Genomic DNA, 18,929 nt, shown 5'->3' on the forward strand with positions numbered 1-18,929 from the left:
GGCTCATGCGTGTGTTCCGCTTACTTCGTTGTCGAGGGCGTATGCCATCCAGCCCTCACGGTTGTTCTTCAGGTCGTACAAATGCTTGTCCAGCTCGGCGGTGGCGTCATTGACGCGCGCCAGTGCCGTCTTGTGCAGCGCGCGCAGCGCATCCAGTGCGGCGCGCTCGGCTGGCGTCCATTTGCCCTGTGCCGCCATCTTGGGCAGTGCACTGCCAAGCAGAGTGTCAATCGCCGCCAGCGCTTTCCAGTCGGAGGAAGCGGTGGCGGCGCTCAGCTTTTGTGCCAGCTGAAGCAGCGTCGCTTGCCTATCCATTCTTGTCCTGCACGCCTTGCCAGCCGGCGCGGATGGTGGTCAGCAGACCCACCACTTCGTCGATGATAGCCGGGTCCATGTCCACGCCGGCGCGGTACAGGCGGCCTGCGCAGTAGTCATACAGGCGGCCTAGATTGGCCACCACTTCACCGCCGGTGTCGAAGTCGAGCGAGCTGGACAGGCCATTGATAATCTGGGTGCATTTATCCAGGCTGGCCGCCTTCAATTCGTAGCGTTTGCCGGCGATGTGACCGCGTGCCCGCGCCAGCTCTTCGAGCAGGCCATCGGTAAGAACAAGCACCAGCTCAACCGGCGAGGCGCGTGCGGTCTGCGCGTCCAGGTTGGTTGCGTGATAGCTGGCGTAGGCGTCGTGGTCCATCGTTTAAATCTCTTTATGAATCGCTCTTGTTGCCGAACATTGCGTCGAAGATGCCACCGGTAGTGTTCATCTGCGATTGCAGGGTCTGCAACTGCGTGAATTGGGCGAGGTAACGGTTGTAGGCGTTGTCGTATTGCGTATCCAGCAGCGCCTTGCGTGCGGTCAGCTGGGTCTGCAGCTTAGAGTTGCTGTCCTTGCGGGTAGCGATCTGGCCGGTCGCGCTGTTGGTCCAGAAGTCCATCAGCTTGTCCATGCCACCGAGCACGCCGGTTTCATTGCCGATGGTGGTGCTGCCGAAGATGCTGTCCAGCCCACTCGGATTGGTGGCCAGGGCTTTGGTCAGGCGGCTCGAATCCAGCGACAGCGTGCCGTCGCGCTGCAAAGTGATGCCGTAGTTGGCCAGGCTCATGCCGCCGGACGAAGTGCGCAGCAGCGAGATCATATTGGTTTGCAGCGCGGTCAGGCCGGTATCGCTGGCGAAGATTGCCGGGGCCTTATTGGACGCGGCATCGCCGTGGTCCGTCAGGGTCTTGAGCGTGGCGAGCATCTTGTTCCAGCCGTCGACAAAGGCCTGGATATTGGTTGCGGTGCCAGATGCATCGTTGGCCACGGTCAGGGTCACCGGATTGGCGCCCGCTGCCTGAGCCTGGGTGAATGTCATCGACACGCCATCGACCACGGTAAAGGTATTCGACGCCTGCTGCACCTTGGTGCCGCTGCCTTGGGCGCCAACCCAGATGATGGCGTCTTGGGCGGTCACCAGGCGCTTCTGGTTGCCTGCGCCGAGCTGGGCTGCCAGACCGGCATCGGTGACGCCGCTGACATCCAGCGACACGTCGTTATTCGCGCCGGTCAGGTTCGAGGTCAGCACCAGGGTGGACGCGCCATTGATCGTCATGGTCGAGGCGGTCACACGGGAATTGTTGTTGGCGTCGACGTTGATGGCCGCCGCGATTTCTTTGGTGGTCAGGGTGCCATCCAGGTTCTTGTCCGCGTTGGCCAGGTTGACCGTGAAGCTGGTGCCGTCTGCCAGGGTGACCGCCAGATTGCCGGCGCTGGCGGCGACGGTGTTGTCCTGCACGCCACTGTAGGAAACCTGGCCGGCGGTGCCGATCTGCTCGACGTAGAACTGGTAATTGCCCGAGGTAGCCGAGGCGCTGGCGGTGGCAGTACCCACATTGGAGCTGAAGGTTGCCGAATTGGCCAGTACCGATTTCTTGGTACCCATCGAGCTGAGCACGCTCTGGAAGCTCGACAGGGAGCTACCCAGCGTGGTCAACCCCGACGCCGTGTTGGTAGCGGCCGTGTTCTGGTCGTTCCACATGTCGTCCAGACCTTGCATGAACTGCGTGGCCATCTGGGTGGCAGTGGTCTTGGGGTCGTAGGTTGGGGCGGTAATCGATGCCATTTTTCATGCTCCGAGGAAATTAAATGAAGTGTACCAAGGTAAGGGGCGACCTTACGAGGGACTTCATGAAATTATTTTCCTTGAGACCTCATTTTTGACTGCGGAACCACAGCTGGGTTGCCAATTCATCATGCACTTTGCGTTCTTTTGCCTGCTTGGCATTGCTGAGCGCCTGCTGTTCCTTGTGCAAGACCTGACCCAGCACCTCGCGCTTGACGTAAGCGGCATTCAGGGCACGCTGGGATACCGCCATGTCCGCCTCATGCATGGACAGGTCGAGGCGGTGGCTGTCGGCCATGGCCATCACGTTCTGCTTGTAATCGCCGCAATTGATGGCCAGCGCCATCGGCAGCTTGCCGGTCGGACCGGAGCTCTCGTACAGCTGGGTGAGCTTGTCCAGCGTCTTCTGATAGCGGTCGCGCAGGTTCTCTTTGGCGGCCAGTTCCGATTGCAGTTTTTCGACCTCGTTGTCGCGCAAGGTCACCAGGGTGGATAGATTGCGGATGGTGTGCTCGTTCTTCATGCCATCAGCCTTTCAAGTTGTTCCACGCACGGCCCAAAGGGAGCCGCTTCCTTGGTGCCCTGGCAGAGGAACTCCTCGACGTGCGGATGCAGGTTCACTGCCTTGTCCGTCACGGGATCGGCGCCGGGCACGTAGGCGCCGAGAGGAATCAGGTCGCGCACCCGCTCGTGGCGCGCCATCGATGACTTCAATGCGCGCGCGGCCAGCATGTGCTCTTTCGAGATCACGTGGTTCATGCAGCGGCTGATGGAGGCAGCGATATTGATGGCGGGGTAGTGGCCGCGCTCGGCCAGCTCGCGCGTTAGCACGATATGGCCATCGAGAATGGCGCGCGCGGTATCGACTACCGGGTCTTGCTGGTCATCGCCTTCGGCCAGCACGGTGTAGATCGCACTCATGCTGCCGGCCTGGTTCTCGCCATTGCCGGCCGATTCGACCAGCTGCGGCAGGTTGGAGAACACGGAGGGCGGATAGCCTTTGGTGGCGGGCGGTTCGCCCAGCGCCAGTGCGACTTCGCGCAGTGCCATCGCATAGCGGGTCAACGAGTCCACCAGCAGCAATACGTTCTTGCCCTGGTCGCGGTAATGCGCCGCGATCGAGTGGCACAGTTCGGTCGCCATGATGCGCATCAGCGGCGATTCATCGGCCGGGGCAATCACCAGCACGGCTTTTTTCAAACCTTCAGGGCCGAGCGACATTTCAACGAACTCGCGCACCTCGCGCGAACGCTCGCCGATCAGGCCGACCACCACCACATCGGCGACGGTCTGTCGCGTGATCAGGCCCAGCAGCACGGACTTGCCGACGCCGGAGCCGGCCATCAGACCCACACGCTGGCCCTGGCCGAGCGTCAGCATCGAATTGATCGCACGGACGCCCACATCCAGCGGTTCGGTGACGGGTTTTTTCTTCAGGGGATTGATGCGCGGCGGTTGCGAGTCCAGCGGAAATTCGCCGCCCAGCTTGCCCAATCCATCGATCGGTTCGCCGAGGCCGTTCACCATGCGGCCCAGCCATGACTGGCCAATCTGCATGCTGACTTTTTCCGGAGAAGGCAGTACGCGCGCGCCAGTGGTCAGGCCCACGGCCTTCTTGAACGGCATCAGGAAGGAAAGCTTGTCGCGGAAGCCAACGACTTGCGCGTCGAGCCATTCGCCCGACACTGTCTCGATCTGGCAACGCTGCCCGGTGTGCAGCTTGCAACCCGCTGCTTCAAGCAGCAAGCCGGATGCGCCCACCAGCCGTCCGGTCGGCGTGGCCAGCGGAACTTCATCAAGCTCCAGCTTGCGCAGTGCGTCGGCAATCATTCTTCGCCCATGTCCTCGTCATCACCGCCATCGGCAATCTGAAGCTGATTATCGACCTGTTCCATGACAGCAGCAAGACGCTGGTGACAGCCGGCATCAACTTCATTATCGCCAGCCCGGATGCGGCACTCGCCCACATCCATGCTTGCATCGGCGATCAGGTTCCAGCGCTTGGCGCGCTTGGGATCAAGATCGGTAATGCGCTTGACTTCTTCCGGGTTGAGATAGACGTCGATCTCTTCGCGCGTTGGCGGCATCGATGCAAGCGTCTCATCGACCAGGGCCATGATCTGCACCGGCTGCAAAGCGAGCTCGGCGCGGATGACCTGGCGCGCGACTTTCGCCACCAGATCGACCACTTCCTTGCGCTGCGCCGCACGGTAATCGGAGCGTACTTTCTTCAAGCCTTTCAGCATGGCGTCGACTGGGCGTGCCAGCTGATCGAAGCCCACCAGCGTCTCCTGGCGGCCTTCTTCGCGGCCCTGTTCGAAGCCTTGCTGGCGGCCCGCTTCAAAGCCGTCTTCCTGGCCGCGCTGCAGGCCGATTTCGTAGCCGTCACGCTGGCCCTGTTCGAAGCCCTCGGACACAGACGCCTGCCATTGCGCCGCATCGGCCATGGCATTGCCCGCGCCGTTGCGGCCGGCCGGCAGCGCATACTGCGACAGCGGCGGGAAGCGATAGGGACGGAACTGCTTCATTATTCGACCACCGTTTCAGCGAACAGCTGCACTTCGACTTCGCCGGCATCGGCCAGCGCCTTGACGGTGGCCATGATTTCCTGACGGGTCGATTCGATGCGCGACATCGGCACAGGGCCGGCGCGGCGCATCATGTCTTCGAATGCCTGTGCCTGGCGCTTCGGCATGGTCTTCAGCACGGCATCGCGGATCGAAGGCTCGGCGCCTTTCAGTGCAATCGCCCACTGCTCCAGCGGCACTTCCTCGATGATGCGGGTGAGGGTGACTTCGGTCTGGGTCGACAGGATGAGGAAGTCGTACATCGACAGTTCGATCTGTGCCACCACTTCCGGATCGTGGGCGCGCAGCAGCTCGACGATCTGGGCGCGGTTGCCCGGCAGACGGTTCAGAATCTCGGCCACCTGGCGCACACCTTCCACGCTGGTGCTCTGCGAGTCGAAGGAGGACAGGCAGCGGTTGACCAGCTCATCCAGTTCGATCAGCAGGTCGCGGTCGATTTCATCCAGACGCGCCATGTTCAGCAGGATCAGGTCGCGGCCATCGAGCGGCAGCGCGTCGATGATCTGGCCGGCCAGGGTCGGCGGCAGGAAGGCCAGGAACACCGCCTGCATCTGCACGTGTTCGTTGGCGATGTAGTCGGCCAGCCACTTGGCGGAGGCCCACTGCAGGCGCGCCATTTTCGGACGCAGCTCGTCGCCGTAAATGTTGTTCAGCACGCTGTTCGCGATATCGCCGCCCAGCGCCAGATCCAGCGAGCGCTTCAGGTAGGAGCGCGATGCGCCGTGCACGCCGGACTGCTGGCGGTAATCGTCGAAGAAGGTCTGCATGGCGTGCTTGACCTGCTCGACCTTGATGCCGCTCATGCGCGACATGACCTGGGTCACTTCCAGCAGCTCTTCACGCGACAGGCAGCGCAGCACGGCGGCGGCGCCTTCTTCACCAATCGACAGCAGCACGATCGCGGCCTGTTCGACCGGGCTCAGGCTGTGATCGACGTCCAGGTTCTCGAGGTTATTGTTGAGATCTGCCATTTTTCTGCATCCATTGTTTGACGACTTCGGCCACGCGTTCCGGTTCTTTCTCGGCCAGTACCTTCAGGTGGTCGACCATCACATCGACTGCCGAGCCTGCCGGTGGCAGGTCGTAGTTTTCCAGCAGCGGCACCACCGGGCTGGCGCCGGCATGCATGGTTTCGCCTGGCGCAGCTTCTTCCGTGCCTTCCGGTGCTGCCAATGCCGCGGCCGCGCCTGGCGTGCCCTGCAGAGCCGCGGCGCCTGGCAGCGCTGGCTGGCCGGCTGCGGCGCCTGCCGGCGTCAGGGCCGATTCGATACGGGCTGTGTTGCGTGGCGCCGGCGGCGCGAAGCGGGCAGTCAGCAGACGCATCAGCGGACGCAGAAGCAGCAGATAGCCGAGGATCGCCGCTACAGCGTAGCTAAGCCAGCTCGAAAAATCGACGACGTTGTCGCGTTCCTGCCACCATGGCAGTTCAGCCTGTTTGGCCGGGAAATTCATGGCGCTCACGACCAGGGTGTCGCCGCGCTCGGCATTGATGCCCAGGCCATTGCGCAGTACCTTGTCGACATTGGCCAGTTCGGCAGCTTGCCAGCCGAGCTTCGGATTGAAGGCGGCGGCCTGCGCCAGCACCACGGCCACGCTCTGGCGCTCCAGGCGGCCGCGGGCGCGCTTGGTCTGGGTGATGCTGCGGTCATACGCGTACTGGCGGGTGGTGGCGTTCTTGCGCGCGGTGCCTTCCGGGGCATTGGCGTTAGCATCGGCGCCGGTTGCGCCGGCATTGGTGTTGGCGTTGGCTGGAGGAGGGCGGTTGGACAGCGTGCCCGGCACGCCCATGGCGATGCGGTTACGGTCCTGTTCTTCGCGCATCGCTTCGCTGGTCACTTTCGGATCGGCGCCATATTTCTCAACGGTTTCTTCGACCTTGTCGTTGTCGACAGCAGCGGTCACGCTGATCTTGAAATTGTCTTCGCCAACGATCGGACCCAGCAGGCCCTTGATGTTGGTGCGGATCTCGTCCTGGTAGCGCTTGGCGTTCTCGTTGGTGGTGGCGTTGGCATCAAAGCCATCGGCCAGGTCCACGTGCGAGGACAGCAGATTGCCGGCCTGGTCGACCAGGCTCACGCGCGCCGGGCTTAGCGAGGCGACGCTGCCTGCCACCATGTTGACGATGGCGGCAATGTGCTCAGGCGCCAGCGTGTGGCCAGGCTTGGTAGCGATAACTACGGAAGCGGAAGACTTTTCGCCATCAGACGATACGAAGGAAGTGGACTTGGCGATCGATAGATGCACGCGGGCATGCGCGATCGAGTCCAGGGTCATGATGGACTGCGCCAGTTCGCCTTCCAGGCCGCGGCGGAAACGCACGTCCTGCACGAATTGCGACACGCCCAGCGGGTCATTCTTGTCCATCAGCTCCAGGCCGGCCGGCAGCTGCGCGGTCACGCCTTTGGCGGCCAGCAGCATGCGCACCTTGCCCAGCTGGGACGAAGGCACCAGCACCTGGCCGGTCTCCGGATGCAGGCGGTAGGAAATGTGTTCGCCGTCGAGCACGGTCATCATGTCGGTCACGGCCACTTTTTCGCGGGCGCCGAACACGGGCTTGTAGTTGCTCTGGTCCTTCCACAGGAACATCAGGGTCAGTGCCGTCAGGCCGATGGCCAGCAGCACGATGGGATACAGATTCTTCATCACGGCCGGCGACACGGCCGGGACCGCGGTGGCGCCGGAACGCCAGCGCCCGAAGGCGGACTTGAGGGTGTTGATCACGTCAGAGACTTTCGTTCAGCTGGCTTAGAGCGGGAGCTTGATGAGCTCGTCGACCGCGCCCATCACTTTGTTACGAACCTGCATCAGCATCGAGAAGGAGAGGCTGGATTCCTGGCTGGCCAGCATGGCGCCTACCAGGTCGTCGCTGCGGCCGGCATCCACGTCAGCCATCTTCTGGCCGGCAGCCACGTCGGCTGCATTGACGCCGTCAACGGCGTCTTTCATGGATTGGGCGAAGGAAAATTGCTGCGCTGCGTTAGCGTTGCCAAAGTTCGCAGCAGGGGCAATTGCGCCGGCCTGTTGTGCCAGGTCGGAAGCGGCATTGGTCAGAGAGGCGAGGTCCGCTTTGATCAGACCGGTGAATTCAGTTGCCATCTGTTAGCTCCAATTTCGTGATGCACGTCAATATCATGACTTCAAGTTTGTTGCCTGCATTGCAGCGGGCCCGGGGCGGGTGAAGTGTTAAATTCACAGCAAACTTCCGGTTACTATGCTAATTGATAATTTCACAATGTTATTGCGAGGAAATTCATTGGCAGTAAAGTAAAAAGTGCTTATAAATCATGTAGTAAGCGCTTTTATCATGAAATATGCTGCACTCGCGAAATCCGAATTAGCTTACCCGCTAGCAACTTTCCTGTAAAGGCTTTTTGCGAAGACGTTGTATTGATCCGTGGCAATATGAAAGAAATTCGGTTATCCTACGACTCCAAGATCCTCCTGCATGGCGAGAGATTGCGATACGATGTAGTGCAGAAGGATAACCATCCAAATGACGATCACCAAGACCACAGTGCGACACGAAGTTCTTGACCCATCCTTGCTGGGCCGCCCGGTGCACCGTTTGCCTGTTTTTGCAGCGCAACTGCGGGAAGATTTGACCCAGGCCATGCGCCTGAACGTCAATCGCCGCTATTGGGGCAGTTTTCAGGTGGAAGAAGTGGGTTTCAGCCGCCTGGATGGCACTGAACCACGTACGCGCTGGCTGAATTTTGCTGCGCCGGCAGGCACCATTGCCTTCTCGTTGGAACGCAAGGTATTGCTGCGCGTGTTGAACTTCCGCTATGGCCGCAGTGCCAAAACGGCCGACAATGCCGTCGCTGTTGTCGACGAAAACACACGCGTTACAGCAACAGAAGAACGTCTTGCTGTGGCGCTCGGGCAACAGCTGGCCAGCACGCTGGCTGCCCGGATTGAAAGCAACCTGCCGGCCGCCGGCACGCGCGATGATGAGAATGACATCAAGCCTGCAGCCGGCAGCCATCCGCCGAGAGGCACCTGGGTCATCACTGTGACACTGGGCGATGGTGAAATGCAGGGCAAGTGCTGGTTTGCCCTCGATAAGAATCTGATGTCGGACGTGCTGCGCGGCCTGCTGCCCGAGCGCGACACGGGCCGGAAGAGTACGAAAAACCTGGGTCCGCTGGCGGCGCGGCTCCAGGTCGGCCTGAATGGCCGGCTGGTCAGCAAGGAAGTGACCTTGGGCATGCTGTTCGACCTGCGGGTCGGCGATGTCATTCCGATCAGCTTGCACAGAGCAGACGTATTGCTCGAAGATTCCCGCCTGTTTACAGCTGCGGTTACCGAGCACAAGGGCAAACTCTGCTTAACCTCTTTTGAAGATATCGAATGAATATGATGAATGTGAATCCCAACGGCACCAATGACGGGCTGATGGAGGACATGGCGGAAGAATTGATCATCGATAATCAGGTGAACAATGAGTTGCCCGACATGCCCGCCGCGCGCGCCCCGCGCCGCGATTTGCCGGCCATGATGCGCAAGATTCCGGTCCAGCTGACGCTGGAAGTGGGTTCGGCCCGCCTGTCGCTGGAAGAGCTGATGCAGATCGGTCCGGACAGCGTGGTCGAGCTGGACGTGCTGGCCGGCGAGCCACTGGTCATCAAGGTCAACGGTACCGCTATCGGCCGCGCCGAAGTGGTGGTGGCCGGCGAAAATTACGGCCTCAAGGTCATCGATCTGGACGGTTTGAACCTGGACATGATGGCGCCATGACCGTGCGCCGCCTGATGCCCGGCCTGCTGGCCGGTGCATTGCTGTTGTGCGCCTGCACCGCCGTGCAAGCGCAGGATCTGCTGGCCGGGGTCGTCCCCGGCGCCAAGACCGAGCTCTCGGTGAAGATGCAGATTCTCATCATCATGACTTTGCTGGGCCTGCTGCCCATCATGGTCATGATGATGACGAGCTTTACCCGTTTCGTCATCGTGCTGTCGCTGCTGCGCCAAGCTCTGGGTCTGCAGCAGGGCCTGCCCAACCGCGTCATTACCGGCGTGGCCCTGATCCTGACCCTGCTGGTGATGAAGCCGATCGGCGACCAAGTGTGGAAGGATGCCTTCCTGCCCTACGACCAGGACAAGATCGGCTTGCAGGAAGCGCTGAAGATTGCAGAACGGCCTGTTTCGAAATTCATGCTGGCCCAGACCAGCAAGGCCGCCCTGAAGCAGATTGCCCATCTGGCGGGCGAGGATAATGTGGCGAATCCGGCCGACCATGCCTTTACCGTCAAGCTGGCGGCCTTCACGCTGTCGGAACTGAAGACAGCCTTCCAGATCGGCTGCCTGCTGTTCATTCCCTTCCTGATCATCGACCTGGTGGTGTCGTCGGTGCTGATGGCAATGGGTATGATGATGCTGTCGCCGCTGGTGATTTCGCTGCCGTTCAAGCTGCTGCTGTTTGTGCTGGTGGACGGCTGGACGCTGACCGTGAACACGCTCGTGACGAGCATACAGGCGTATTAGATATGCTGACCCCTGACGTGGCTGTCGATCTGGTAATCGAAGCCCTGCACATCGTGATGATTCTCGTGATGGTGCTGGTGGTGCCAGGCCTGGTCGCGGGCCTGGTGGTGGCTTTCATCCAGGCCGCCACCCAGATCAATGAGCAGACCCTGAGCTTCCTGCCACGTCTTCTCATCACGCTGCTGGCCATCGTGCTGACCGGGCGCTGGATGACCGGCTATCTCATGGACTATTGCGTGTCCATCTTCCACCGCGCTGCAACGCTGGTCGGATAAACTCCGCTTCCCGCCATGGAACAGGTTCTGGCCAATTTCGTCCCCCTCCTGAGCGCCTTGTGGTGGCCCTTCGTGCGCGCCATGGCGCTGCTGTCGGCCGCGCCGGTGCTGGGCGAAGCGATGGTGCCGGTGACGGTGCGCGTGCTGGTGTCGCTGGTGCTGGCGGTCATGATGGCGCCGGTGGTGGGCGCGCAGAATGCGGGCATCGATCCCATTTCCATGAATGGCGTGGCAGTCACCATCGAGCAGGCCGTGATCGGCGGTGTGCTGGGACTGGCCTTTCACTTTGCGATGGCGGTGATTGGCGTGCTGGGTTATGTGGTGTCGAGCCAGATGGGCTTCTCGCTGGCGGTAATGAACGACCCGCTGAACGGCACTTCGTCCGACGTGGTGTCGGCCATGCTGACCATGCTGGCCATCATCATCTTCTTCGGCATCGATGGCCATCTGGTCATCACGGGCGTGCTGGGCGCCAGCTTCAAGGCCTGGCCGCTGGGCGGTGGCTACAACGCGCTGCTGCTGCAAACCGTGGCCTGGAACGTGGCGTGGATCTTCTCGGCGGCCATGCTGCTGGCGATTCCCATCGTGTTTTCGACCATGGTGGTGCAGCTGGGCTTTGGCTTCCTGAACCGCGTGGCGCCTACGCTGAACCTTTTCTCGCTGGGTTTTTCCATGATCACCATCTTCGGCCTGCTGATGCTGGGCCAGGTGGTGCGCTTCATTCCCGGCCATTACATCCGCATGTCGAACATGGTGCTCGACATGATCCAGCAACAGATGCGGGCGACAGGCCATGGCTGACGATACCGGCGGCGATAAGTCAGAAAAGGCTTCACAACAGAAGCTGAAGAAGTCCCGCCAGGAAGGCCAGGTGGTGCGTTCGCGCGACCTGGCGACGGCGATCGGCGTCCTGGTCAGCCTGAAGCTGTTCGCCTGGCTGCTGCCCACTTACCTGATGGAGTTCCGCGAAATCTTCCACCAGAGCTTTGCGCCGCTGGAGAGCGAGGGCGCGCTGGAGAATGTGGTGTCCACCGTCTTCCTGAGCGCGGCCATGCTGCTGCTGAAAATGGTGGTGCCTCTGTTCACCGTGCCGCTGTTCATCGTGCTGGGCGCGATGGTGCCGGGCGGCTGGGTGGCCAGCGCCAAGAACCTGGAGCCGAAATTCGACCGTCTCAACCCGATGAGCAACATCGGCCGCCTGTTCAGCGGCAAGCATGGCTTCGAACTGGCGATCTCGGTCGGCAAGGCTGCGGTGCTGGCCTGGGTGCTGGTGCATGTCGGCCGCAGCTCGGTCGAACAGTACACGCGCCTGCAAGGCATGCCACTGGGCGAGGCGATTTCGCTGGGCGCCAATCAGATGATGGACGGCCTGATGGCGATGGTGGCGGTGTTCGTCATCTTCGCCATCATCGACGTCCCGGCCCAGGCCTTCTTCTTTGCCAAGCAGCAGCGCATGAGCAAGCAGGAGCTGAAGGAAGAACACAAGAGCAATGAAGGCCGGCCGGAAGTGCGCCAGCGCATCCGCCAGTTGCAGCGTGCCCTGGCCCAGCGCAGCGCGCGCAAATCGGTGCCGACCGCGGACGTGGTGATCGTCAACCCGGAGCACTATGCCGTGGCCCTGAAATACGACGAGTCGCGCGCCGAAGCACCTTTCGTGATAGCCAAGGGCGTCGATGAAATGGCCCTGTACATTCGCCAGATTGCGGCCGAATCCAAGGTCGAAGTGATGACTTTACCGCCGCTGGCGCGCGCGATTTACAATACCAGCCAGGTCAACCAGCAGATTCCCGTGCAGCTGTATCAGGCCGTCTCCATGGTCCTGAACTACGTGCTGCAATTGAAAGCATTCCGCGCAGGCCGCCGCAATGGCGAGCCCGCGTTCCCGGACCAGGTTCCAGTTCCAACCAGTATGAGTGAGGCTACAACGCCATGAATTTTTTGACCAGGTTGATCGCTGAAATGCGTCGACACAAATTCGCCACGCCGGCATTCCTGCTGACGATCCTGGCGATGATCATCCTGCCATTGCCGCCGATCCTGCTGGACGTTCTGTTCACCTTCAATATCGTCCTGGCCCTGATCATCATCCTGGTCAGCGTGAATACCAAGCGGCCGCTGGACTTCTCGGTGTTCCCGACGGTGATCCTGGCGACCACGATGATGCGCCTGACGCTGAACGTGGCGTCGACCCGCGTGGTGCTGCTGCACGGGCATGAAGGCACGGCTGCCGCGGGCCGCGTGATCGAAGCTTTCGGCCAGGTGGTCATCGGCGGTAACTATGTGGTCGGCCTGGTGGTGTTCGTGATCCTGATGATCATTAACTTCGCCGTGGTGACCAAGGGTGCCGAACGTATTTCGGAAGTGTCCGCGCGCTTCACCCTGGACGCCTTGCCCGGCAAGCAGATGGCGATCGACGCCGATCTGAATGCGGGTCTGATCAACCAGGAAAAGGCCCAGCTGCGCCGCAAGGAAGTGGCGACGGAAGCGGACTTCTACGGCGCCATGGACGGTGCCGCCAAGTTCGTGCGCGGCGACGCGATTGCGTCCATCCTGATCCTGATCATCAATATCGTCGGCGGTGTGGCCATCGGCTCGCTGATGCAGGACATGAGCTTTGGCGACGCCTTCCGCCAGTACGCGCTGCTGACCATCGGTGACGGCCTGGTGGCCCAGATCCCGGCGCTGCTGCTGTCGGCTGCCGCGGCGATCATCGTCACCCGCGTATCCGACTCGGGCGACTTCGAGAAGCAGGTGGGCGGCCAGCTGCTGGCCAATCCGAATGTGCTGTTCAGCGCATCGGCCGTGATGGTGATCCTTGGCCTGGTGCCAGGCATGCCATGGCTGATGTTCCTGACCTTTGCCGGCGTGCTGGCTTATGTGGCCTATCAGCTCAATCAACGGGCCGTGGCAGCGCCCCCGGACAATATCGCCGCCATCGAAGCGGCCCTGCGCGAAGAGAAAGCCCCAGAGCTGGAATGGCATAGCCTGCCAGCCGTACAGCCGCTGCAAGTCCTGCTGGGCTACAAGCTGGTGGGCATGATCGACAAGGCACATGGCGAAGTGCTGACCAAGCGCTTGCGCGGCGTACGCCAAAGCCTGTCGGAAGGCATGGGCATGCTGGTGCCGAATATTTATGTGCGCGATGATCTGGGCCTGAAGCCGTCGCAGTATTCCGTGGTGCTGAGCGGCTCGGTGGTGGCGCAGGCCGAAGTGTTTGCCGAGCGCCTGATGGCGATTCCGTCGCCGAATGTGTATGGCGATATCGATGGTATTCCGGGCGTGGAGCCGGCCTATGGCATGCCGGTGACCTGGATCGAGCCGAAGGACAAGGCGCACGCGCTGGGCATGGGCTACCAGGTCATCGAGCCGCCGAGTGCGATTGCGACCCACGTGTCCAAGCTGGTGCGTGAATATCTGCCGGAGCTGTTCCGCCACGAAGACGTGCCGGCCATCCTGGAGCGCCTGGGCGCGATGGCGCCCAAGCTGGCGGATTCGCTGGGCAAGGCGATGACGCATACCCAGCTGTTGCGCGTGTTCCGCGTGCTGCTGGCAGAGAATGTGTCGCTGAAGGACATCGTGCCAATCGCCACTACGTTGCTGGATTCGTCCGAGACGACCAAGGACCCGATCCTGCTGGCGGCCGAGGTGCGCTGCGCGCTGCGGCGCCAGATTGTGTCCGGCCTGTTCGGGCAGAAGACCGAACTGCTGGCCTTCAACCTGGGCGGCGAACTGGAAAACATGCTGCTCGGCTCACTGAATCAGGCGCGCCAGTCGGGCAAGGTGGTGCTGGATAATTATCCGATCGATCCGCACCTGCTGGCGCAGCTGCAGGTCAATATGCCGGTCGCGCGCGAGCAGATGAAGCAGCAGGCGACGCCGCCGCTGTTGCTGGTCCTGCCACAGATCCGGCCGCTGCTGGCGCGCTACGCACGCCTCTTTGCACCTGGCTTGCACGTGCTGTCGTATAACGAAGTGCCGGAAAACCGCGAAGTTTCGATCATCGGCACGGTCGGCTGAACCAGCCAGCCGAAAACCACCGTCGCGGCGATGGCGCCAAACAGCTGGGCCGCGATGTAACCGAAAACATCTTCCAGACGGATGCCCGCGACCGTATCCGTTGCTGCGCGCGCCAGCGTCAGCGCCGGATTGGCAAATGACGAGGAAGCGGTGAACCAGTAGGCGGACGCAATGTAGGCAGCGACCGCAAACGGCGTCAGGGCAGGGCGGTTGCGCGCGCAGCCGATGACCACGCCGATCAGACCGAACGTGGCCACGAATTCACTCCACCATAGCGCTGCGCCAGTCCGGGCGACGGTCGCTGCTGCCAGCACCGGTTCGCCGAACATGAGATGTGCCGCGGCCACGCCGGCGAATGCGCCGCCGGCCTGCGCAACGATACGGGCCAGCGCCTCGCGCCACGCCATGTGGCCGCGCCAGGCCTCCGACACAGAGAGAGCGGGGTTGAGGTGCGCCGCGCCAAACGCAAGGAGCAGGGCCAGCAAACCAGTGCTGCTGGCAAGCGCGTTGGCCAGCAGCGCGAGGGCCGCATTGCCGCCTGCCAGCCGCTGGCCCATGATGGCGGAACCCACCACCATGGCCAGCAGCAGCGCCGTGCCCAATGCCTCGGCGGCGAGATGCCGCGACAGCGTCATGCCATGGCGCGGACCGCGTCCACTGCATCGAGGATGGCCTCGCCGGTGGCCGGCGCCCGCAACGGCGGGTTGAAGCGGTAGTCGCCGACCGATGCAATCGCATCGCGAATCGCCAGGAATACCGAGAACGGCAGCAGCAGCGGCGGTTCGCCCACCGCTTTGGAGCGGTGGATGCTGTCGAAGGCATTGCGGTTCTTGAACAGGCGCACGTTGAAGTTGTCCGGACAGTCGGACACGCCGGGAATCTTGTACGTCGACGGCGCATGCGTCATCAGCTTGCCGTTCGGGTTCCACCACAGTTCTTCCGTTGTGAGCCAGCCCATGCCTTGAATGAAGGCGCCTTCCACCTGGCCGACGTCGATGGCCGGGTTCAGCGAATTGCCTGCATCGTACAGGGCATCCGCTTTCAGCAGCTTCCATTCGCCAGTCAGCGTATCGATAATCACTTCCGCCACCGCGGCGCCGTAAGCGAAATAGCCGAAAGGGTTGCCGCTCATGGTTTCCCGGTCCCAGCTCAGGCCCGGCGTGGCGTAGAAGCCGTCGGACCACAGCTGGACGCGCGCCAGATAGGCCTTTTGCACCAGATCCGCGAAGGGGATGGCCAGTTCGCCCGCGAACACGGTGCCGTCCGCCAGCACTACGTCTTCCGGCGCGCAGTGGTAGGTTTTTGCGGTGAACTCCACCAGGCGCTTGCGCAGCGTACCGGCGGCATCCTGGGCGGCCTTGCCGTTCAAGTCTGCGCCGGTCGATGCGGCGGTTGCCGAAGTATTGGCGACCTTGCTGGTGTCGGTGGCGCTGGCGCGGACGCGCGACAGCGGAATACCCAGTTCATGCGCCACAACCTGGCACACCTTGGTGTTGATGCCCTGGCCCATTTCGGTGCCGCCATGGTTCACCAGCACGGAGCCGTCGGTGTAGATGTGGACCAGCGCGCCGGCCTGGTTGAAGTGGGTCACGTTGAAGGCGATGCCGAACTTCACTGGCGTCAGCGCCATGCCTTTCTTCAGAACAGGACTGGTGGCGTTGAAGGCGCGGATGGCTTCGCGGCGAGCGCGGTAGGCCGATTCGCTTTCCAGTTGGCCCACCAGATCGTGGATGACATTGTCGACCACTTTCTGGCCATATTGCGTGACGTTGCGACCTTCCTCATCGTTGCGGCCATAGAAGTTCTTCTTGCGAACATCCAGCGCGTCCTTGCCCAGATTGCGCGCGATTTCGTCAACGATGTATTCGATCGCGATGGCGCCTTGCGGGCCGCCAAAGCCACGGAAGGCCGTATTCGACTGGGTGTTGGTCTTGCCCGCCATGGCGCGGATGTCGCAGTCGCTCAGGTAGTAGGTGTTGTCGAAGTGGCAGATGGCGCGCGTCGCGACCGGCGCGGACAGGTCGGCGGAGAAGCCGGCACGGCTCACCATCTGTACCTTGGCGGCAGTGATCAGGCCTTCATCGTCGTAGCCGATCTCATATTCGTAAAAGAAGCAGTGGCGCTTGCCGGTCACCATCATGTCGTCGTCGCGGTCGGCGCGCAGTTTGACGGGGCGCTTCAGGTGCGCGGCGCTAACCGCGGCGCAGGCCGCCCACAGTGCCGATTGCGATTCCTTGCCGCCGAAACCACCGCCCATGCGGCGGCATTCCACCATCACTGCGTGCGACGGGTAGTGCAGGGCGTGCGACACCACGTGCTGCATTTCGGTCGGATGCTGGGTGGAACAGTAGACGTGCATGCCGTTGCCTTCCTTCGGCACGGCGTACGAAATCTGGCCTTCCAGGTAGAACTGTTCCTGGCCGCCCACGTTCAGCGTGCCCTTCAGGATATTGGGCGAACGTTCGAAAGCCGCTTGCGCATCGCCGCGCGTCAGGCGCATCGGTGGAACGACGAAGGATTCGGCATCGCGCGCTGCCTGCGGCGTGAGGATGGCAGGCAGGTCTTCGTACTGGATGTCGGCCTTGCGTGCCGCGTGGCGCGCGTGGTCGTGGGTGTCGGCCACCACAACGAAGATTGGCTGGCCGACGTATTCCACTTTTTCCTCTGCGAGGATAGGGTCGTCGTGGATGATCGGGCCGCAGTCGTTGGTACCGGGGATGTCTTTGTAGGTGTACACCGCCACCACGCCTGGCATGGCTTTCACCGGATCGAGGTTGATGGACAGGATGCGCGCGTGCGCTTTCGGCGACAGGCCCAGCGCGGCGTGCAGCGTGCCTTGCGCTTCCGGGATGTCGTCGGTGTAGACCGCTTCGCCCAGCACATGCAGGATGGCCGATTCGTGCGGGTGGCTTTGCCCAACCTCGGCCCAGCCTTTGGCGGCGCCGACGGTCATGAACTGTTCGGACTTGCTGTTCATGCAGCGGCTCCTTCCTTGTATGCGTAAGCGTTGACGTAGTTGCTCGATACCGCGTCTTCAGGACGGGACTCCATCCAGAAGCGGCGCAGCAGGTTCTGCGCGGTGCGCATGCGGTAATTGGCTGAAGCGCGCATATCGCTCAGTGGCGTGTAGTCTTTCGCCAGCGCTTCCATGCCGGCCCGCAGCGTGGTCTCATTCCATGGCTGGCCGTTGAGAGCAGCTTCCGCCAGCGGTGCGCGGCGAGAGGTAGCGGCCATGCCTCCATAAGCGATATGTGCGTTGCGCACGATGCCGTTATCGAGATCGATGGCAAAGGCGGCGCAGACGGCGGAGATGTCCTGATCGTAGCGCTTGGCGAGTTTGTAGGTGCGAAACTGCTGGCCTGCTTTCGGCAGCGGGATGCGCACTGCTTCCACGAATTCGCCCGGCAACCAGTCCTTCTTCATGTAGTCGAGATAGAAGTCCTGCAGCAGCAGGACGCGCTGCCCCTTATCCGAGCGCAGCACGATTTCTGCGCCGAGCACGATCATCCACGGCGCCGAGTCGCCGATCGGCGAGCCGTTGGCCACACTGCCGCCCAGGGTGCCGGTGCTGCGGATCGGCTGGGAGGCAAAGCGCTGCCACAATTCGTGCAGCGAGTCGTTGTCGTACAGTTCATTGACGGCGCGGTAGGCGTCGTCCAGCGAGACGGCGGCGCCGATTTCCAGCTTGCCGTCGACGGTCGTGATGCGGTGCAGTTCCTTCACCTGGCGCGTGTAGATCACGTCGCCCAGATTGCGCATCTGCTTGGTCACCCACAGGCCAACGTCGGTGGAGCCGGCCAGGATGGTGGCGGTGGGTTTGGCGGCGCGCAGGGCGGCCATTTCTTCGAGTGTGCGCGGCGCGTGGAAAGTCTGGCCGTCGTGCGTGTAGCTGAACATGATGTCTCGTTGCAGGCCTTGCAGGGTGGCCTTCAGGGTGGCGCGGTCGAAGCTGACGGCGGGCAGCTCGCCCATGCGGACGGCGGCATCGATAATCGGACGGTAGCCGGTGCAGCGGCACAGGTTTCCGGACAGCGTCTCGTCAATCGTCTTGCGGCAGGGCGGCTGGGTTTGGCCTTCCTGCTTCAGGTATAAGCTCCACAGCGACATCGCGAAGCCCGGTGTACAGAAACCGCATTGGGAACCATGGCACTCCACCAGTGCTTCCTGCACGGGATGCAGGCCGCCATCCGGCTGTTTCAGATCTTCCACCGAGAATACGGCCTTGCCGTCCAGCGTGGGCAGGAACTGGATGCAGGAATTCACATTGCGCATTTCCAGTTCGCCGTCCACCAGCGAGGCAATCACCACGGTGCAGGCGCCGCAGTCACCTTCGGCGCAGCCTTCCTTGGTGCCCGTGCAGTGCAGGTCTTCACGCAGATGCTGCAGCACGGTGCGGGTGGGGGACGCGGAATCGACTTCACGCACGCGGCCCTGGTAGAAGAATCGTATTTTATTGGTGCTCATTTC

At 62.1% G+C, this 18,929-nt stretch carries 19 protein-coding genes; 7 read left to right on the forward strand and 12 right to left on the reverse strand.

The window, feature by feature from the left end:
- Positions 1–3: 3 nt before the first annotated feature.
- The 9 genes from AB4Z19_RS03765 to AB4Z19_RS03805 all read right to left on the reverse strand — a co-directional run bounded on the left by AB4Z19_RS03765 (position 4) and on the right by AB4Z19_RS03805 (position 7,786).
- Complete coding sequence (locus AB4Z19_RS03765; protein WP_442026585.1) at positions 4–315, reverse strand: hypothetical protein; 312 nt, start codon at positions 313–315, stop codon at positions 4–6.
- Positions 308–694 carry a flagellar export chaperone FliS gene (gene fliS / locus AB4Z19_RS03770; RefSeq protein WP_442026584.1) on the reverse strand — a complete coding sequence of 129 codons (387 nt, stop codon included), beginning with the start codon at positions 692–694 and terminating at the stop codon, positions 308–310. The genes AB4Z19_RS03765 and fliS overlap by 8 nt, the downstream gene beginning before the upstream one ends.
- Positions 695–707: 13 nt before the next feature.
- A complete protein-coding gene (gene fliD / locus AB4Z19_RS03775; RefSeq protein ID WP_442026583.1) occupies positions 708–2,102 on the reverse strand; it encodes a flagellar filament capping protein FliD in 1,395 nt (464 codons plus the stop codon).
- A gap of 88 nt (positions 2,103–2,190) precedes the next feature.
- A complete protein-coding gene (locus AB4Z19_RS03780) occupies positions 2,191–2,625 on the reverse strand; it encodes a flagellar FliJ family protein (protein ID WP_442026582.1) in 435 nt (144 codons plus the stop codon).
- Positions 2,622–3,932, reverse strand: coding sequence for a flagellar protein export ATPase FliI (gene fliI / locus AB4Z19_RS03785; RefSeq protein WP_442026581.1), 1,311 nt, complete (start codon positions 3,930–3,932; stop codon positions 2,622–2,624). The genes AB4Z19_RS03780 and fliI overlap by 4 nt, the downstream gene beginning before the upstream one ends.
- Positions 3,929–4,630, reverse strand: a complete 702-nt coding sequence (fliH, locus tag AB4Z19_RS03790) for a flagellar assembly protein FliH (RefSeq protein ID WP_442026580.1) — start codon at positions 4,628–4,630, stop codon at positions 3,929–3,931. Before fliH ends, fliI begins: the two co-directional genes overlap by 4 nt.
- Positions 4,630–5,661 carry a flagellar motor switch protein FliG gene (locus AB4Z19_RS03795; protein WP_442034320.1) on the reverse strand — a complete coding sequence of 344 codons (1,032 nt, stop codon included), beginning with the start codon at positions 5,659–5,661 and terminating at the stop codon, positions 4,630–4,632. The genes fliH and AB4Z19_RS03795 overlap by 1 nt, the downstream gene beginning before the upstream one ends.
- The gene (gene fliF / locus AB4Z19_RS03800; protein WP_442034322.1) at positions 5,642–7,411 is read right to left on the reverse strand and encodes a flagellar basal-body MS-ring/collar protein FliF; all 1,770 of its coding nucleotides are present in this window, start codon (positions 7,409–7,411) and stop codon (positions 5,642–5,644) included. Before fliF ends, AB4Z19_RS03795 begins: the two co-directional genes overlap by 20 nt.
- A gap of 24 nt (positions 7,412–7,435) precedes the next feature.
- Complete coding sequence (locus AB4Z19_RS03805) at positions 7,436–7,786, reverse strand: flagellar hook-basal body complex protein FliE (RefSeq protein WP_442030373.1); 351 nt, start codon at positions 7,784–7,786, stop codon at positions 7,436–7,438.
- A gap of 397 nt (positions 7,787–8,183) precedes the next feature.
- On the opposite strand from AB4Z19_RS03805, the gene AB4Z19_RS03810 reads away from it, so the two are divergent.
- The 7 genes from AB4Z19_RS03810 to AB4Z19_RS03840 are packed head-to-tail and all read left to right on the forward strand — an operon-like array spanning position 8,184 to position 14,462.
- Positions 8,184–9,044, forward strand: a complete 861-nt coding sequence (locus AB4Z19_RS03810) for a FliM/FliN family flagellar motor switch protein (protein ID WP_442026168.1) — start codon at positions 8,184–8,186, stop codon at positions 9,042–9,044.
- A gap of 5 nt (positions 9,045–9,049) precedes the next feature.
- Positions 9,050–9,427 carry a FliM/FliN family flagellar motor switch protein gene (locus tag AB4Z19_RS03815; protein WP_442026169.1) on the forward strand — a complete coding sequence of 126 codons (378 nt, stop codon included), beginning with the start codon at positions 9,050–9,052 and terminating at the stop codon, positions 9,425–9,427.
- A complete protein-coding gene (gene fliP, locus AB4Z19_RS03820) occupies positions 9,424–10,170 on the forward strand; it encodes a flagellar type III secretion system pore protein FliP (protein WP_442026167.1) in 747 nt (248 codons plus the stop codon). Before AB4Z19_RS03815 ends, fliP begins: the two co-directional genes overlap by 4 nt.
- Before the next feature lie 2 nt (positions 10,171–10,172).
- Positions 10,173–10,445, forward strand: a complete 273-nt coding sequence (gene fliQ / locus AB4Z19_RS03825; RefSeq protein ID WP_442026166.1) for a flagellar biosynthesis protein FliQ — start codon at positions 10,173–10,175, stop codon at positions 10,443–10,445.
- Positions 10,446–10,460: 15 nt separating this feature from the next.
- Entirely contained in the window at positions 10,461–11,246 is a 786-nt protein-coding gene (locus tag AB4Z19_RS03830) for a flagellar biosynthetic protein FliR (protein WP_442026165.1), read from the forward strand.
- Positions 11,239–12,378: an EscU/YscU/HrcU family type III secretion system export apparatus switch protein gene (locus AB4Z19_RS03835; RefSeq protein ID WP_442026164.1), complete on the forward strand. Its 1,140-nt coding sequence runs from the start codon at positions 11,239–11,241 to the stop codon at positions 12,376–12,378. Before AB4Z19_RS03830 ends, AB4Z19_RS03835 begins: the two co-directional genes overlap by 8 nt.
- Positions 12,375–14,462 (forward strand): flagellar biosynthesis protein FlhA, encoded by a 2,088-nt coding sequence (locus tag AB4Z19_RS03840; RefSeq protein ID WP_442026163.1) that lies wholly within the window; start codon positions 12,375–12,377, stop codon positions 14,460–14,462. The genes AB4Z19_RS03835 and AB4Z19_RS03840 overlap by 4 nt, the downstream gene beginning before the upstream one ends.
- Here the strand turns inward: AB4Z19_RS03840 and AB4Z19_RS03845 are convergent.
- Genes AB4Z19_RS03845 through xdhA form a run of 3 tightly spaced genes read right to left on the reverse strand, consistent with a single transcriptional unit; the run spans position 14,369 to position 18,926 of the window.
- Positions 14,369–15,097, reverse strand: a complete 729-nt coding sequence (locus AB4Z19_RS03845; RefSeq protein WP_442026162.1) for an aquaporin — start codon at positions 15,095–15,097, stop codon at positions 14,369–14,371. The two genes, AB4Z19_RS03840 and AB4Z19_RS03845, sit on opposite strands and share 94 nt — an antisense overlap.
- Positions 15,094–17,439 carry a xanthine dehydrogenase molybdopterin binding subunit gene (xdhB, locus tag AB4Z19_RS03850; RefSeq protein WP_442034324.1) on the reverse strand — a complete coding sequence of 782 codons (2,346 nt, stop codon included), beginning with the start codon at positions 17,437–17,439 and terminating at the stop codon, positions 15,094–15,096. Before xdhB ends, AB4Z19_RS03845 begins: the two co-directional genes overlap by 4 nt.
- Positions 17,436–18,926: a xanthine dehydrogenase small subunit gene (gene xdhA, locus AB4Z19_RS03855; protein WP_442034326.1), complete on the reverse strand. Its 1,491-nt coding sequence runs from the start codon at positions 18,924–18,926 to the stop codon at positions 17,436–17,438. Before xdhA ends, xdhB begins: the two co-directional genes overlap by 4 nt.
- Positions 18,927–18,929: the final 3 nt, after the last annotated feature.

This window comes from Pseudoduganella sp. RAF19 (genome assembly GCF_052114165.1).
GTDB lineage: Bacteria > Pseudomonadota > Gammaproteobacteria > Burkholderiales > Burkholderiaceae_D > Rugamonas.